Genomic DNA, 16,364 nt, shown 5'->3' with positions numbered 1-16,364 from the left:
ATGGCACTGACCATGGATAGCGCGGCCATCGCTGCCGCCAGCAAACGCCGGGCACTTAGTCGCGATGCCGTCGCCATAGCGATCATCCTCGTGTTGGCAGCAGCCGGTTATCTGTTGTTTCCCGACAATCTCGCACTTCTGACGCGGTTGATTGCCATCGCCCTGCTGGTTTTGTCGCTTGATCTGGTGACCGGTTATTGTGGCGTGGCGACGCTCGGTCATGCGGCCCTGTTCGGGGCCGGCGCCTATGCCGCAGGTATCGCATCGGCGCATTACGGCATCAACGATCCCCTGGTCATGACGCTTGCCGGCATCGTCGGCGGTGCAGTCGCCGGATTGATCTGTGGCATCGTCATCCTCAGAGCACAGGGCTTGCCGCAACTCGTGCTGTCAATCGCGCTGATCTATCTCTTCCACGAATTCGCCAATAAGGCCTCGGATTGGACTGGTGGCAGCGATGGACTTTCCGGCATCTCCGCCGATCCTCTGTTCGGTCTGTTCGAATTCGATCTCTATGGGCATACGGCTTATATCTATGCTGTAGCACTTTTATCGATCATATTGATCCTGCTGCGCTTTATCGTACGCTCACCCTTCGGCATGCTCTGCCGCGGTATCAAGGAAGACCCCTTGCGTATCCGCGCCATGGGCGCCTCGCCAAAGATGGTGCTGATCAAGATGTATGTCATCTCGGGCGCTGTCGCCGGCGTCGGTGGCGCGCTGAACGCAATCTCCACTCAGGTTGTCGGCCTCGACAGCCTCTCCTTCACACAATCGGCCGAGGCGCTGGTCATGCTTGTGCTCGGCGGCACCGGTTCCCTGTTCGGGGCGCTCGCCGGCACGCTGATCTTCATGCTGTTCGAAGATTATGTCTCGGCCGCCAATCCCTTCCATTGGCTGACCATAGTCGGCCTGCTGCTGATCGTCGTCGTGCTGTTTGCACCGAAGGGCATCTATGGCACGGCCGCAGCCTATCTCGCACGCAGCCGGGAGGCGCGTTCATGAGCGCGATTTTCGAGGTTGATCATCTGAACAAGGCTTTCGGTGGACTGACTGTGACCAACGATGTCAGCCTGTCGATGGCGCCGGGCGATCGTGTGGCGCTGATCGGACCGAACGGTGCCGGCAAGACCACTTTCGTCAATCTGGTCACCGGCAATCTGCGGCCAGATTCTGGTGCCGTCCGTCTTGGCGGCGAGACAGTGACAAAGGTCGACGCCATCGGCCGCGTCCGGCGCGGACTGGTGCGCTCGTTCCAGGTAACGCGGCTTTTTCAGGACATGACGCCGGCCGAGCATGTCGGTCTTGCCATTTTGCAGCGCTCCGGCCGCTCCGGCCGTATGTTCGGCAATTTCCTGGCCATGCGCGACGTTATGGCGGAGACCAGCGATCTGCTCGGCACCTTGGGCCTCGGCGATCTCATGCACCGCAAGGTCAGGGAGATTGCCTATGGCCAGCAGCGGCTGTTGGAGATCGCCGTTGCCATGGCGTTGAAGCCGAAAGTACTGCTACTCGACGAGCCCGCCGCCGGGGTCCCGCAGAGCGATACCGGCCGCATCGAGCAGGCGCTGGCCGATCTGCCCGGCGATCTCGCCGTGCTGATGATCGAGCACGACATGGATCTGGTCTTCCGCTTCGCCAAACGTGTCGTGGTCCTGGCCGCCGGCACCATCATTTTCGACGGCTCGCCCGCCGACGTCACCAGGGATAAGCGGGTACGCGAGGCCTATCTGGGGAGCTACGCCAATGCCGGCCACGCCGCTTGAAGTGGAAAATCTGTGCGCCGGCTATGGGCCGACGCGGGTGCTCGAAGGTGTTTCCTTTTCCGTTCCCGCCGGTGCGCGGCTTGCCGTGCTAGGCCGCAACGGCATGGGCAAGACGACACTGCTTGCAACACTCGCCGGCCAGACGCGCCGCTATGACGGCCGCATCCGGATGGGGGCGGCCGACGTGACTGGCCTTCCGAGTGCCAAACGAGCGCATCACGGTCTCGGCTATGTGCCACAGACGCGCGACATCTTCCCGACGCTGACGGTCGAGGAAAACCTCTCTGTCGGTTTGAAGGGTCGCCCGAAGACCGCCTTGCAGGAAGCCTACGACATGTTCCCACGCCTCAAGGAACGCCGCAGAAATCTCGGCAACCAGCTCTCCGGCGGAGAACAGCAGATGTTGGCGACGGCACGGACTATCCTTGGCCGCCCCTCCGTGCTCCTCCTCGACGAACCACTGGAGGGTTTGGCGCCCGTGATCTGCGAAGAACTGATGGCCGCCTTCGCCAATCTCGCCAAGACTGGCGATATGACCATCCTGCTGGTCGAACAGCGCATTCAGAGCGCACTCGATTTTGCCGATCAGGTGATCATCCTTGAGCGCGGACGGCTAGCCTGGCAGGGAACGCCTGACGCTCTTTCCCAGGATCATAGTGCCGTTGAACGCCTGCTTGGTGTCGGCGACCTGCACTAAACAATCCCCCTGGCATTGCCGCGAACAAACCAGCCTTGAGTCGGATTCATCGTTGACGATAAAACATCGACGATTTATCGATATTTTATAATCGAAATTCGGGCGGTTTTGATGGAGGCGGTCTTGTCGGGCAGCGTAGCGGGTCATTGGGATTTCTGGATTGATCGCGGTGGCACTTTTACCGATATCGTCGGACGCGATCCCGCGGGAGAACTGCACGCGCGGAAGGTCCTTTCGGAAAATCCGGAGGCTTATCGCGACGCCGCCGTGTACGGCATCCGTCTACATCTCGGCCTGACGAATGGCGAGCCGATCCCCGCCGGCTTGATCGGCGAGGTGCGCATGGGCACGACGGTTGCCACCAATGCGCTTCTGGAGCGCAAGGGCGAGCGTCTGGCGCTCGTGACGACGCGGGGGTTCCGTGACGCGCTGCGCATCGGCTATCAGGAGCGCAAGAAGATCTTCGCAACCGAAATCATCAAGCCCGAAGCGCTCTACGATGATGTGGTGGAGATCGAGGAGCGCGTGCTTGCCGATGGCACGGTGGAGCTCGCCCTCAACGAGCAGGCAGCGGAAGCGGCGTTGCGCGATCTGCGCGCCAAAGGCTATCGCGCCATCGCCATCGTCTTCATGCATGCCTATAAATTCCCGGCGCATGAGGCAGCCGTTGCCAGGATCGCAAGGCGTCTCGGCTTCGAGCAGGTCTCGGTCAGCCATGAGGTCTCGCCGCTAATCAAGCTGGTCGGTCGTGGTGATACGACCGTGGTGGATGCCTATCTCTCGCCGGTGCTCGGTCGTTACATTAGCCAAGTCTCGGAAGAGCTTGATATTGCTCGCACGGGCGCGCGCGTCATGTTCATGATGTCGTCCGGCGGATTGACCGCTGCCGACATGTTTCAGGGCAAGGACGCCATCCTCTCAGGCCCGGCCGGCGGTGTGGTCGGTCTTGCCAAGACCGGCGAGCAGGCCGGGTTCGCCAATGTCATCGGCTTCGATATGGGCGGCACGTCGACGGATGTAGCGCATTTCGACGGCGAGTATGAGCGCGCTTTCGAGACGGAAGTTGCCGGTGTCCGCGTCCGCGCGCCGATGATGCTGATCCATACGGTGGCGGCCGGCGGCGGCTCGATCCTGCATTTTGATGGCGACCGTTTCCGCGTCGGCCCGGATTCTGCCGGCGCTTTTCCCGGCCCCGCCTGTTATCGCAATGGCGGCTCCTTGGCCGTGACCGATGCCAATGTCATGACCGGTAAGCTGCTGCCGGAATTCTTCCCGGCGATCTTCGGGCCGAACCAGGACCAGCCCCTGGATGTCGAAACGGTGCGCGGCAAGTTCGCCGAACTGGCCGCCGAGATCGGCGATGGCCGCAGCCCGGAAGAAGTGGCTGATGGTTTCATCCGCATCGCCGTTGCCAACATGGTCGAGGCGATCAAGAAGATTTCGGTGCAGCGCGGCTATGACGTGACGCGCTATGCCCTCAACTGCTTCGGTGGCGCCGGCGGCCAACATGCCTGCCTAGTTGCTGACGCGCTCGGCATGAAAAGCATTCTCCTGCATCCGATGTCCGGCCTGCTCTCGGCCTATGGCATGGGCCTTGCCGATATCAGGGCTACGCGACAGAAGGCGCTTGGCGTGCCGCTTGACGATACCGCGCCGGCCGCCATCGCCGCATTGGGCAAAGAATTGCTGGGCGAATGCGTGCCGGAGCTACAGGCGCAGGGCGTCGCCACAGGCGATATCCGCACCGTCGAGCGCGCTCATATTCGCTATGCCGGTACGGATACGATGCTGGCCGTCGAGGTCACCTTCCCCGAGATCGACAATTCTGCGCGACTGCGCAGCGAATTCGAAGTGCTGCACAAGCGCCGCTTCGGTTTCGTCGCCGAGGATAAGCCGCTGGTGATCGAGGCGGTCGAAGTCGAGACGATCGGAGGTGCAGCCGCCGAAGTCGACGCCGAGCGGACAGAGGCAGGTCAAGGCGAAGCCGATGCCACTCGCCGCACATCCTTCCATTCCCAGGGCGAAAGCCATGACGCGGCCGTCGTACTGCGCGAGGCGATCCTGCCCGGGCAGACAGTGACCGGGCCTGCCATCGTCATCGAGCCGAACCAAACCATTGTCATCGAGGATGGTTGGCAGGCGATGTTGACTGCGAAGGATCACATCATTCTGACCCGCATCAAGGCCTTGCCGCAACGCACGGCGATCGGCACGAAGGCTGATCCGGTGATGCTGGAGATCTTCAACAATCTCTTCATGTCCATCGCCGAGCAGATGGGCGTGACGCTGCAGAACACCGCTTACTCCGTCAATATCAAGGAGCGGCTGGACTTCTCCTGTGCCGTCTTCGATGCCGAGGGCAATCTCGTTGCCAATGCACCACACATGCCGGTACATCTCGGCTCCATGGACGCCTCCGTCGCGACTGCCATCCGCGAAAACCCGGTCATTCATCCCGGCGACGTCTTCCTGATCAATGCGCCCTATAATGGCGGCACCCACCTGCCGGACCTGACTGTCTGCACGCCCGTCTTCGACGATACCGGTAAGGAGATTCGTTTCTGGGTCGTCAGCCGCGGCCATCACGCCGATATCGGCGGCATCTCACCCGGGTCCATGTCGCCCCTTGCCACCCATATCGAAGAGGAAGGGGTCTATATCGACAATTTCAAGCTCCTCGATCGCGGCCGCTTCTGCGAAAACGAGCTGGCGAAGCTTTTGACTGGAGCCCGCTATCCGGTGCGCACGCTGGCGCAGAACATCAACGACCTGAAGGCGCAGGTCGCCGCCAATGAGAAGGGTGTCGCCGAGCTGAAAAAGATGATCGTCCACTTCGGCGAAGAGGTGGTCGATGCCTATATGGGCCATGTCCAGGACAATGCGGCCGAAAGCGTGCGTCGCGTTCTCGATCGCCTGCCGGATGGCGAGTTCAGTTATGAGATGGATCAGGGCTGCAAGATCGTCGTCAAGATTTCGATCGACAGAAATAAGCGTGAAGCGACCGTGGATTTCACCGGCACCTCGGAGCAACGCGCTGACAATTTCAATGCGCCGCAGCCGGTGACCCGTGCTGCCGTGCTCTATGTTTTCCGCGTGCTGGTCGAAGCCGATATCCCGATGAATGCCGGCTGCCTGAGGCCGGTCCGGATCATCATCCCCGACGGGACGATGCTGACGCCGAAATATCCGGCTGCCGTCGTTGCCGGCAATGTCGAGGTCAGCCAGGCCGTCACCAACTGCCTGTTCGGTGCCGTCGGCACGCTTGCCGCGGCACAGGGGACGATGAACAATCTTACCTTCGGCAATAATGCCTATCAATATTACGAGACGATCTGCTCCGGCGCGCCGGCCGGTCCGGGCTTCAACGGTGCCGATGCGGTGCATACGCACATGACCAATTCACGCCTGACCGATCCGGAAATTCTCGAGACCCGCTTTCCCGTCGTGCTGGAGGATTTCCACATTCGCCCGAACTCCGGCGGACGCGGCAAGTGGAACGCCGGCAACGGAACGCAACGGACCATCCGCACCCGCGAGAAGCTGGAATTTGCGATACTCTCCGGCCATCGCCGCGTCGCGCCGTTCGGCGTCAAGGGTGGCGAACCGGGCCAGACCGGCCGCAATTATGTCCGGCGCAACGATGGTGTGATCGAGGAGTTGATAGGCGCCGCCCATACGGTGCTGGACGTCGGCGAAGCTTTCACCGTCGTCACACCGACCGGCGGCGGTTACGGCAAACCGGGGGCATAAAGACGATTGCCAACAATTGAATCTTATCGATAATTTGTTGACAAAATGCCTTTGTCACATAGTCTGCCTGACGCACTTCAATCCGGATATGTGAGAGCTCTTTGGGCAAGTCGAAGGAACGGAAATCTTCCCGCGAATTGATCGTGTCATCCGCTCATTTGGCGGTTGGCAGTTCTCCGGCCCTCTCCGAGCTGGAGTATGGATTGATCCTCTTTTCGCACGCGTTTAACCGCTGGATGGTGCGCTGCATGGCGGCTGCCGGCGTGCCCAGCCTTTCCCCGATTGAAATTCTGATCATTCATTCGGTGCGGCACCGCGGGCGGCCGAAGACGTTGTCCGATCTGTGCCTCGTGCTCGACATCGAAGACACCCATGTCGCCAATTACGCCGTGAAGAAGCTGGAGGCCGCCGGTCTCGTCAAGACGGGCAAGGCGGGTAAGGAAAAGATGATCCAGGTAACTGATAAGGGCCTGGAGGCACTGACGCGCTATTCCGAAATCCGCGAACGGCTGCTGGTCGAAGCGACCAAGGTTTCCGGCCTCTCTCAGGACGATCTTTCCGACATGGCATCACATTTGAGAGCTCTGTCGGGCTATTACGAACAGGCAGCAAGGTCGGCGGCAACCCTCTGAGCTTGCCGACTGGGACCTGAAGGCATACCGACAACAATCCAACGACATCCATTGCAGGTGTGACTTTCTGCTGTCTCGCCAACACCTCATCACTTGTTGTTCGAGGCTTCATCCTTTTTTTGTCGCATCATACCTATATTAGCTCTGTGCGATCCGTTGCTGAACACTGGCCGAAGCATTTTGCGTCGATGAAACGGCGGGATTTAGTTTTCACGAGAGTCTGACTTTTGCGAAAATTGCTGGCTTCGCACGATAGGAAAAGTGTGCTTACGTTGACGGAAAGGGGAATGGTGTCAAAACTTCTATGAAAAACGATAGTTTCGAGCTTAAATTCTGGGGTGTGCGAGGAAGTGTCCCCGTATCGGGACCGGAATTCGAGCGTTACGGCGGGAATACATCCTGCATCGAATTGCGGCATGACGGCAGGCACATTATTTTCGACGCCGGAACCGGCGCACGCGAGGCTGCACTGTCACTTGCCAAGCAAGGTGTCCGCGACGTCGATGTCTTCTTCACGCACTCGCACTACGATCACATCATAGGTCTGCCTTTCTTCAACCCGATCTATGATCCGAAGGTCAGCGTCGATCTCTGGACGGGTCATCTCGCCGGCAAGACGACGACGCGACAATTGATCGGCCAGTTCATGCGGCCGCCTTGGTTTCCGGTGGAGCCCGATATCTGCCGGGCAACGATGAACTTTCGCGATTTCGCGGCCGGTGACACGCTGAAGCCGCATCCGGGCATCGTCATCCATACGGCCAAACTCAATCATCCAGGCGGCTGCATCGGCTACCGCGTCGAATGGGCGGGCCGGATTATAGCCCTGGTCTACGATACCGAGCATATGGCCGGCCAGATGGATGAAGCAGTCCTTTCGCTGATGATGGATGCCGACCTCGCCGTCTACGACACGACCTACACCGAGCCCGAGATGGCAAAGCATATAGGCTTCGGACATTCCACCTGGAAGGAAGGCGTCAAGCTGGCGAAAAAAGCGGGCGCAAAGCGTCTCGCGCTCTTCCACCATGCGCCGGCACGCACGGACAAGGAACTGGACGACATGCAGCGGGATGCGCGAGCGAGCTTCCCAGGCTCCTTTGCCGCCTTTGACGGTCAGTTGCTCGAGCTTTAATGCAGCAGTCCCAAACTGAGAAACGGTTTTGGGGTAAGATTATGCGTGCTGCTGCTGACCCATGAAGTCGCCGACGTGGCGCCAGTCGATGGCCGCGTGTGCAGCCGTCTCTTCGAACAGCGTTGCAATGAAATCCCACGCCAAGGCGTCATGGACGAGGTGATGGGTGAGGATGCCGATCGGCTCGCTATTGCCGTCGAAGCGGTTTTGCAGTTCCCGCACGAGATAGCCAACCAGCTCGGCATGCGGCCAGCCGCCATGGGTCCCGTGCCAATCCATGATATCGACATGGGTATTGATCAACGCGATTGGCTGATCCGGCTTTGCCAATCCGTAGACGGAAACAGCACGATATCCGAAAGCGGCCAACCCGGGCAGCAGCGCCTTGTCGATCCGGTTCCACGGCGGCACCAGCATCGGCGCGAATTGCTGGGGGTAGAGCACCTTCAGCTTGTCAAAGCCCTGGCGGAGTTCATCGAGGATGATCGCGTGCGGGCGATGCGGGCCGAGTTCCTGCTTCTTCGCCTCGTCCGGCGCATAATTGTGATGCGTCCAGCCATGCACGGTCACCGTCAAATCTTTCTGGCTTGCCAGTCGCGTCGCCAGCGGCTCGCTGGTATGGGCGGGGATTACCGCCAGAGTGACGGGTACGGAATGGCGATCCGAAAGCGCCAATAGACGGTCGAGCGCCTCGGTTGGCTCGACGGCGTCGTCGTCGCGAAACCATAGTTTCGCCCTTCGTCCGGCATCGGCCCAGCGCTGCAATTCATTGCGCAGGGGCTGCCATGCGGCTCTATTGCTCATAGTAGGAATCTCCCAAATGCTTTCGCAGGATGGCTTCAAGTCGTTTCGAAGCGGCGCTCAACGACCGCTCGTCATGAACAAGGCGGTGGGCCGCCTTGCCCATCGCCCGCCGCTTCCGGTCGTCGTCCAGCAAACGCGCAATCGCGTCGGCATAGGCTCGCGAATCGGCATCGGGTGTCAGAAACCCGGTGACACCATCCATCACCACTTCCGGCACGCCGGCGGTTGCCTGCGCCACGACGGGCAGGCTGGCGGCCTGTGCCTCGAGATAGGCAAGGCCGTAGGCCTCGCCGCAGCCCGGCCAGACATAGATGCCCCCTGCCCGCAACTCGGTGACGATCTCGGGCGTCGAACGCTCTCCGAGCCAGATGATGCGGCCGGCATCGAAGGCGGAGAACAGCGTCCGCACCTCCCCTCGCATCGGACCGTCGCCAATGACCGTCAGCGTCCACTCGCGATCCCGGATCAGTTCCAGCGCCTGTGCGAGCATCACATAGCTGTCGAACTTATCGCCGCGCCGCATCATCGCGACGGTTATCAGCCGGTGCGGAGCGGCTTCATTGGCCGGCGGCCCAAAGTGCGCCGTATCGATGAACGGCAGGAAGCGCTCATAGCGCCCCTCGGGAACGGCGTCCAAAAGGCCGATCCGGTCACGCTCGGTAAAACACAGATTGACGGCAGCCTGCCGAACTGCTTCGGCAATCAGGCGCTGGTTTTCGCCCCAGCCGCCGTCATCATGCCGCCTGCTATAGGATGCTTCGGCCGTGACGTAGGGAATGCCGAGCGACGCCGTAACCGGCGGGCCGATCAGGTCGGGCGTCTTGTAGTAGGGATGGTAGGTAAACCATAAATCCGGCCGCGGCTCTGCCCGCCATTTCTCCAGCAATCTGGCCGTCTCATCCGCCGCTTTCCGAGCGATCTCGGCAGACGATGCGTCCTGCGGCGTCGGCCTGAAACTGCGCAACTCGGAGGCGATCTCGACCTTATGTCCTGCCATCTCCAGGGCCGCGATGATCAGGCGCGCCATCAGCCGATCACCCGACGGCACCGGATGATTGGGCGATTTCAATGGAGCATAGAAGGCGATCTTCATGGCACAAGCGAATAGTTGACAAAAACGTGATAGTTTGGCCCGGAAATTGCCTGAATTCCGACAGGTTGCTTGACAATAAGGCTCCCGCTTCAAAAGCCGCATCCTCGACAGCATGCGGCATTGGAGCTAGATGATTTAGGCGATAACCGCTTTCCGTTCTTTTGTGAACGGGCAATATGATCTGGATTTGATGACCACCGAGGCGAGAAAACCCATCATCTCCGATCGTCTTGCGCGAAAGTTCCGCCTCGGCTCCGGTTTGATCATTTTCGTCTTCGTGATCATGCATCTGGCCAATCATTCGCTCGGATTGATTTCGCTGAGCGTCGCCGATCACGCGCAGCACTGGTTCATGGCCGTCTGGCGCAATCCGGTGGGCACCGTTCTTCTCTACGGCGCGCTGATCGTTCATATCCTGCTCGTCCTGCGCATGCTTTACAAGCGCCGCACTCTGGTCATGCCGGCCGGTGAGGCCTTCCAGATCGTCACCGGTTTGCTGGTTCCGGTTCTTTTGATCGACCACATCATCGGTACGCGCATCCTGCATGATATCTACGGCTATCAGGACAATTACCGCGCTATCGTCCACAGTCTCTGGATCACATCGCCGGCAAACGGCGTGCGCCAGGCGGTCGTGCTGGTGGTCGTCTGGATCCATGGCTGTATCGGTATCCATTTCTGGCTGCGATATCGCTCCTGGTATACGGCTATCGCACCCCTCATGCTGTCTTTCGCCATCGTCCTGCCCGTTCTCGCTTTGCTCGGTTTCGCCGCCATGGGCCGAACAGTGTCGCATGAGGCGGCGCAGAATGACGAACGCGGTTTTCGGGGCGGTTATTACAGCGACATGCGCAGCTATGGCGAAGGCGGGTCCATACCCGGCAGGCAGATGGTCAGCGCCATATGGCCCTATCGCGTGGGTTTCTACGGCGCCTTCAGCGCATCGATCATCAGCCTTTTCGCTTTCCGCACTCATCGCAAGCTGCGCGAACGGCAGCATCAGTTCGCGGTCCGCTATGCCGGCGGCGAAGTCGTGTATGCGCCCCGCGGCTTCACCGTGCTCGAAGCAAGCCGCCTCGGCGGCATCCCGCATTATTCCGTCTGCGGCGGCAAGGGCCAGTGTTCCACCTGCCGCGTCCAGATCATCGAGGGCGCGGATAATCTGCCGCCGCCCGAAGCGCTGGAACAGAAGACGCTGAACCGCATCGGCGCCACGCCGGACGTCCGCCTCGCCTGCCAGTTACGTCCGACAGGAAACGTCAGCGTCCTGCCCCTTCTGACGCCGATGGCGGAATCGAACATTCCCGTCTACAGCCAAACGGCAAGCCCTGGCCGCGAGCGTGAGATCGTCGTCTTTTTCTGCGATCTGCGGCATTTCACGACGCTGACCGAATCGCGCCTGCCCTTCGATATCGTCTTCCTGCTCAACCGCTATTTCGCGATCGTCGGGCGTATTATCGAGAGTAATGGCGGCCGGATGGACAAGTTTATCGGCGACGGCGCCATGGCCTTGTTCGGCCTGCGCACCACGCCGCAGGAAGCCAACCGGCAGGCGCTCAAAGCAGCCGCCGAGATCATCAGGGAGATCGGCAAACTCGGCGAGGAGCTGGCAGTCGAGCTATCGGTCCCCCTCGAAGTCGTCGTCGGTCTTCATACTGGCTTGGCCGTGGTCGGTTCGATGGGCTATGGCAACGTCAAGAACGTGACGGCGATCGGCGACACCGTCAATGTGGCGAGCCGCCTGGAAAGCGTCGCCAAAGAATTCAGCCGCGCCCTGGTCTTCTCCGAGCCGGTGGCGACCCTTTCCGGCATCGATATCGCCGGCATCGAAAGCCGGGAGATCGCCGTTCGCGGCCGCGGCGAGCCTTTGCGCGTCTATATCGTTCCGAAGGAGGAGAGCGGTCGCTTTGCATAGGCCGTTCGGGCGTGTAGGGATGGCCACCATGTCCGACCGTAAGATTTTGACCGCCAAGTACTGGAGACGAACCCTTCGCAAGATCAGGGATCGCATCGCCACACGCTTATTCGATACACGTCTCGGCCGTGAGATCCTGATCAGCGCCATCGGCCCGCGCGTGAAGACGATGACGGTCGATTGCGGTGATCATGTTCTAACCTTCTCGCCCGCTGACTACATCGGCCGTAAAGTGTTTCGCAAGGGCCATTTCGAGCGCGACCATGTCGACCGGTTGCTGACGATTCTGCGCGAGAGCGGTCTGCTGAGAAAGGGCACGGTGCTGCTCGAACTCGGGGGCAATATCGGCACGCAGACCAGCTATTTCGCCCTAAGCGGCGCGTATCGCCATATCGTTACCATCGAGCCGGACCCGCGTAATTTTCGGCTTCTGTCCGTCAATATCGCCGATAACGGCATGCAGGATATGGTCACGGCGGTCAATTGCGCCGCTGGCGATCGCGAAGGACAGCTCGATTTCTACCTGAGCCATAAGAACCACGGCAAAAGCAGCGTCTTTCGCCAGAGCGCAAGTGACGAAAAGATCTCCGTACCCGTCCGTCCCGTCGCCGATATTCTTGCCGATGCCGGCGTCGAGGCCGCCGATATCGGGCTGATCTGGATGGATATCGAGGGCTACGAGCCCGTTGCCGTCAGGTCGATGCAGGCGTTGATGGCCCGCAAAGTGCCGCTCTATATGGAGTTTACGCCCACCTTTTACGGCCGGGATCAGGCGATCACCTTCGTCGCCGATCTCGCCGGCTATTACGCCGAATGCCTCGTCTTTTTCGAGGACCGCAGCGTGGCGATGAAGGTTACCGACCTGCCGGTCGAAGGCGACCAGTTCGACGTGTTGTTCCTGCGCTGACGGCTATCTGCGGCGATAGATGAAATAGCGCCCCTCTTTCACACCTGACGGCAAGGACAGTGCTTCGAGATCGGGATGATCGAGCGGCAGGCCGCTGACAGCGAGACCATGCGATGCGAGAACACCGGCCATGATTTCGGGCAGCCAAGTCAGTGTCACCGCGTCCTTGTCCTCGTAACCTGTGCCGATATCGGCATGGGCGAGCGACGCGCCGATACCGATGAAATCTCTGGCGGTATCCTTGATTTCGCCGAGCACGAGATTGCCGTCCTCCGGCATTGACGAGCCGTATGCATGGGCAGCCCGATCGAAGGCGACGACGCGGCGGTCCGGAAAAAGCTCGCGCAGATGATCGAAGGTGCGGCCGTTGCCGAGCCCAAGCTCCAATACGGGGCCGTCCAGCGCTTTGACCTCATCGACAACGGCATTGAGAATATCCCGTTGTGCGGTCAGGCGGCGGATGAAACTATCCAGGCGGCTCATTCGTATACGTCCTTGGCGTCGTGGTGTCTCTCCCGCAGCCGGAGTAGCATGGCGAATGATACCGCGTCGACCGCCTGCTGGTTTTTCGATGCAGTTGTTGTAGGGATATGCGTCGCGCGCTTAAGGGGGATGTCATGGCCGATCTATCGAACGACGATTTCTTCCGTACGTTGCCGGTTTTCACCGATTTCGAAGGCGTCACCGACAGCAATAATTATCAGCCGCTTCCCGATGACTGGCTCCTGGCAGTGGCCGATATCGTCAGCTCGACCAAGGCGATCGCATCGGGCCACTACAAATCCGTCAACATGGCTGGCGCCAGCGTGATTTCAGCCGTGCTCAACGCGCTGGACAATGGCGACTATCCCTTTGTCTTTGGCGGCGACGGCGCTCTGGTGGCCATTCCTCCCTCCGGTGAGGATCGTGTGCGGCAGGCACTGGCCGCGGTGCGGACATGGGTCACGGAGGAGTTGGAGCTCAGCCTGCGTACCGCGCTGGTGCCGATGGCGGACGTTCGCGCCGAGGGGCTGGATGTGCGGGTCGCCCGCTTCAGCCCCAGTGACTTTGTCTCCTATGCCATGTTTTCCGGCGGCGGCGCGAGCTGGGCGGAAAAGCAGATGAAGGCGGGACGCTTTGCGGTCGAAGCGGCGCCACAGGAGACGCGGCCGGATCTGACCGGTCTCTCCTGCCGATGGAATCCGATCGACGCGCATAATGGCGAGATCGTCTCGATCATCGCCGTTCCCGATGCTGCCGGCAACGGCCCCGAATTCCAACGCCTCGTTGCCGATATCATCGCCATTTCCATGGAGCAGAACCGCGGCGGCCATCCCGTGCCGGTCGAAGGGCCGACACCGGCACTTGCCTTCGAAGGCGCCGATATCGAGGCCCGCGCAACGGCGTCGGTCGCCAATCGCTGGCTGCGGAAACTTTCGATCGCCGCCCAGATCGTTGTCATCTATATCCTCGACAAGTTCGGCATTCGCGCGGCAACCTTCGATGCCAAGATCTACCGGCGTGACCTTGCCGCAAATTCCGATTTTCGCAAATTCGACGATGGCCTGAAGATGACCATCGACGTGGACGCCGCGCATCTTTCCCGGATTGAAGCTCGGTTGCGCGAGGCCGAAGCCGCAGGCGTCTGCCGCTACGGCCTGCATCGGCAGCAAAGCGCACTGATGACATGTTTCGTGCCGACGCCGCTGATGCGCGATCACATGCATTTCATCGACGGGGCCAGCGGCGGCTATGCGATGGCGGCTATGGCATTGCGGGAAAAGTTGTGTGCCGCCGTTTCCCCGGCGTTGGATGCACCGCTGGCCTCGCCCGGCACACCATGAGGTTCTTCTCTATGGGAAAATTTTCTTGGATCGCATCGTTTTTGGCCATTGTTTCAGCGGCATGAGAGGCTTATCTAAACAAGAACAAAACGAGAGCCGGCAGTTCTGGCGGCCCTTTTTTGTTGTGCCATGTGTCCACCAGGACGCGTAGAAGGCGCAGCAAATTTTTCACGGCGCCGGCAAAACTCAAACCTTCTGGGAAATGTGCCGTCGTCTGTTGCATGGTTCGCTCATTCGACCTGTGCCAAAATGCTTGGACACGACCTTAACGCCGCGCCCATATCATTTGGTAGATGGCGCGTTGCCGGGTCGGAGCATTTGGGATTGCAAGGAATAGGCCACGGGATGATGACCGTTCATTCGAGTGTTTCCGATATTTTTCTCGACAAGGTCGCCGAATGGCTGACACAGTCGGCGCTGACAGGCGAAAATCTGGAGAGCATCGTTCGCGGCTTTTGCGAACGCATCGCCGCTTCAGGCCTGCCGATCGCCCGCGTGCACCTGACCTTCTCGATGCTGCATCCGCTCTATGATGCCCTCGGCTTCACTTGGCGCCGCGCCGGTGGCCTGACGATCGAAGGCTATCGGCATGTGAACGACAAGCCGGAGCGCTTCGTGCAGAGCCCCTATTATTATCTGCTCTCCAACAATCTCCTGCACCTGCGCCGTCGCGTCGATGTCGACGGGCCGCTGGAGTTTCCCGTCTTCGAGGACCTGCGCAAGGAAAAGATCACCGACTATATCGCCTTCGTGCAGACCTTCGGCGCCGGTTCCGCCCAGGGCATGATGGGCTCATGGTCAACCGACAGCATCAGCGGCTTCAGTGAGGAGATGATCGGCGCGCTGATGCGCATGCAGAATCATCTTGCCATGGCCGCCAAGATGGCGGTGCTTGGCAAGCTCGCCAACAATATGCTCACCACCTACCTCGGCGGCGACGCCGGCAAGCGCGTGCTGAATGGGCAAATCCGCCGCGGCGACGGCGAGACGATCCGCGCCGCCCTCGTCATGGGCGACATGCGGCAATCGACCCTCTATGCCGAGAAAGAAGGGCGCCAAGCCTATATCGATACGCTGAACGAATTCTTCGACGCCATCGCTGCGCCGTTCAACCGTAACGGCGGGGAGATCTTGAGTTTCCTTGGCGACGGTTTCCTTGCCGTCTATCCCTGCGGGCGGCACAAGGACCCCTCCAAGGTCGCCTGCGAGGCGGCACTGTCAGCCGTTTTCCATGCGCAGGGCCGTGTTGCCGCCCTCAACAAGGATCGCAAGACGCGGGGCCTCAGCGAAGTGCGCTACGGCATCGGTCTGCATGTCGGCAATGTCATGTTCGGCAATGTCGGGCTGAAGGATCGCCTGACCTTCTCCGCCTTCGGCGCCGCCGTCAATGAAGTGCAGCGGCTGCAATCGCTGACCAAAAAGTATTCGACGGAGGTGGTCGCAAGCCAGGCCTTTGCGGGCTACACCGGCGGCGAATGGGTAACGCTCGGCGAAGAGAGATTGCGCGGCGTCCGCCAACGCTTCACGGTCGTACATCCGAAAGCCATAGCCGATGCAAATGGGACGACGGAAGTCTTTCATGATGTGGCCGCCGACGGCTTGTCGGAGGCGGAACAGGTCATCCTGCTGCACCGGGATGCCAAGAAGTTCGAGAACCGCCAGCAAGTCGAGAAGTTCATCCAGTGACATTCAGGAGCTCATAGTTGAGCATCCTCCTATAGATCACTGGAAAAGCGACAGTTTTTTAACGGTTGATGCACAGCCCTTTGACTAACTGGACACCCGTTATGGGCTACGTTAGTGTGCCATACGGGGCCATAAGGTCGTGTAAGCGGGAACTAC

General features: G+C 60.3%; 13 protein-coding genes. 10 read left to right on the top strand and 3 right to left on the bottom strand.

Annotated elements, in window-relative coordinates:
• The 6 genes from N2601_RS23215 (at position 1) to N2601_RS23190 (ending at position 7,980) form a co-directional block, all read left to right on the top strand.
• Complete coding sequence (locus tag N2601_RS23215; RefSeq protein ID WP_104826686.1) at positions 1–1,005, top strand: branched-chain amino acid ABC transporter permease; 1,005 nt, start codon at positions 1–3, stop codon at positions 1,003–1,005.
• Positions 1,002–1,766, top strand: a complete 765-nt coding sequence (locus N2601_RS23210; protein WP_104826685.1) for an ABC transporter ATP-binding protein — start codon at positions 1,002–1,004, stop codon at positions 1,764–1,766. Before N2601_RS23215 ends, N2601_RS23210 begins: the two co-directional genes overlap by 4 nt.
• On the top strand, positions 1,747–2,463 hold the full coding sequence (locus N2601_RS23205; RefSeq protein WP_104826684.1) for an ABC transporter ATP-binding protein: 717 nt from the start codon (positions 1,747–1,749) through the stop codon (positions 2,461–2,463). Before N2601_RS23210 ends, N2601_RS23205 begins: the two co-directional genes overlap by 20 nt.
• Before the next feature lie 111 nt (positions 2,464–2,574).
• Complete coding sequence (locus N2601_RS23200) at positions 2,575–6,213, top strand: hydantoinase B/oxoprolinase family protein (protein ID WP_260305057.1); 3,639 nt, start codon at positions 2,575–2,577, stop codon at positions 6,211–6,213.
• Between the two features lie 80 nt (positions 6,214–6,293).
• On the top strand, positions 6,294–6,845 hold the full coding sequence (locus tag N2601_RS23195) for a winged helix DNA-binding protein (RefSeq protein ID WP_445945036.1): 552 nt from the start codon (positions 6,294–6,296) through the stop codon (positions 6,843–6,845).
• Positions 6,846–7,149: 304 nt separating this feature from the next.
• Positions 7,150–7,980 (top strand): MBL fold metallo-hydrolase, encoded by an 831-nt coding sequence (locus N2601_RS23190; protein WP_260305056.1) that lies wholly within the window; start codon positions 7,150–7,152, stop codon positions 7,978–7,980.
• A gap of 39 nt (positions 7,981–8,019) precedes the next feature.
• Here N2601_RS23190 and N2601_RS23185 read toward each other — a convergent pair whose 3' ends face one another.
• Positions 8,020–8,784 (bottom strand): polysaccharide deacetylase family protein, encoded by a 765-nt coding sequence (locus N2601_RS23185; protein WP_260305055.1) that lies wholly within the window; start codon positions 8,782–8,784, stop codon positions 8,020–8,022.
• Positions 8,774–9,877, bottom strand: a complete 1,104-nt coding sequence (locus tag N2601_RS23180; RefSeq protein ID WP_260305054.1) for a glycosyltransferase family 4 protein — start codon at positions 9,875–9,877, stop codon at positions 8,774–8,776. Before N2601_RS23180 ends, N2601_RS23185 begins: the two co-directional genes overlap by 11 nt.
• Positions 9,878–10,067: 190 nt before the next feature.
• Here N2601_RS23180 and N2601_RS23175 point away from each other — a divergent pair, with 190 nt between their 5' ends.
• Together N2601_RS23175 and N2601_RS23170 are read left to right on the top strand one after the other, a co-directional pair.
• On the top strand, positions 10,068–11,792 hold the full coding sequence (locus N2601_RS23175) for an adenylate/guanylate cyclase domain-containing protein (protein ID WP_104827875.1): 1,725 nt from the start codon (positions 10,068–10,070) through the stop codon (positions 11,790–11,792).
• A 28-nt stretch (positions 11,793–11,820) separates the two neighbouring features.
• The gene (locus N2601_RS23170) at positions 11,821–12,699 is read left to right on the top strand and encodes an FkbM family methyltransferase (RefSeq protein ID WP_104826678.1); all 879 of its coding nucleotides are present in this window, start codon (positions 11,821–11,823) and stop codon (positions 12,697–12,699) included.
• 3 nt (positions 12,700–12,702) lie between these two features.
• On the opposite strand, the gene N2601_RS23165 is transcribed toward N2601_RS23170, so the two are convergent.
• Positions 12,703–13,182, bottom strand: coding sequence for a class I SAM-dependent methyltransferase (locus N2601_RS23165; RefSeq protein ID WP_104826677.1), 480 nt, complete (start codon positions 13,180–13,182; stop codon positions 12,703–12,705).
• Between the two features lie 134 nt (positions 13,183–13,316).
• Between N2601_RS23165 and N2601_RS23160 the strand changes: the two genes are divergently transcribed.
• Positions 13,317–14,522: a DUF3095 domain-containing protein gene (locus N2601_RS23160; protein WP_104826676.1), complete on the top strand. Its 1,206-nt coding sequence runs from the start codon at positions 13,317–13,319 to the stop codon at positions 14,520–14,522.
• A gap of 345 nt (positions 14,523–14,867) precedes the next feature.
• Entirely contained in the window at positions 14,868–16,208 is a 1,341-nt protein-coding gene (locus N2601_RS23155; RefSeq protein ID WP_199773648.1) for an adenylate/guanylate cyclase domain-containing protein, read from the top strand.
• The last annotated feature ends 156 nt before the right edge of the window (positions 16,209–16,364 follow it).

The sequence above is a fragment of the Rhizobium sp. CB3060 genome (genome assembly GCF_025200735.1).
In the GTDB taxonomy this organism is placed as follows: domain Bacteria; phylum Pseudomonadota; class Alphaproteobacteria; order Rhizobiales; family Rhizobiaceae; genus Rhizobium.
The sequence above is the reverse complement of the archived record's forward strand: the minus strand, read 5'-3'. Positions and strand labels throughout refer to the sequence as shown.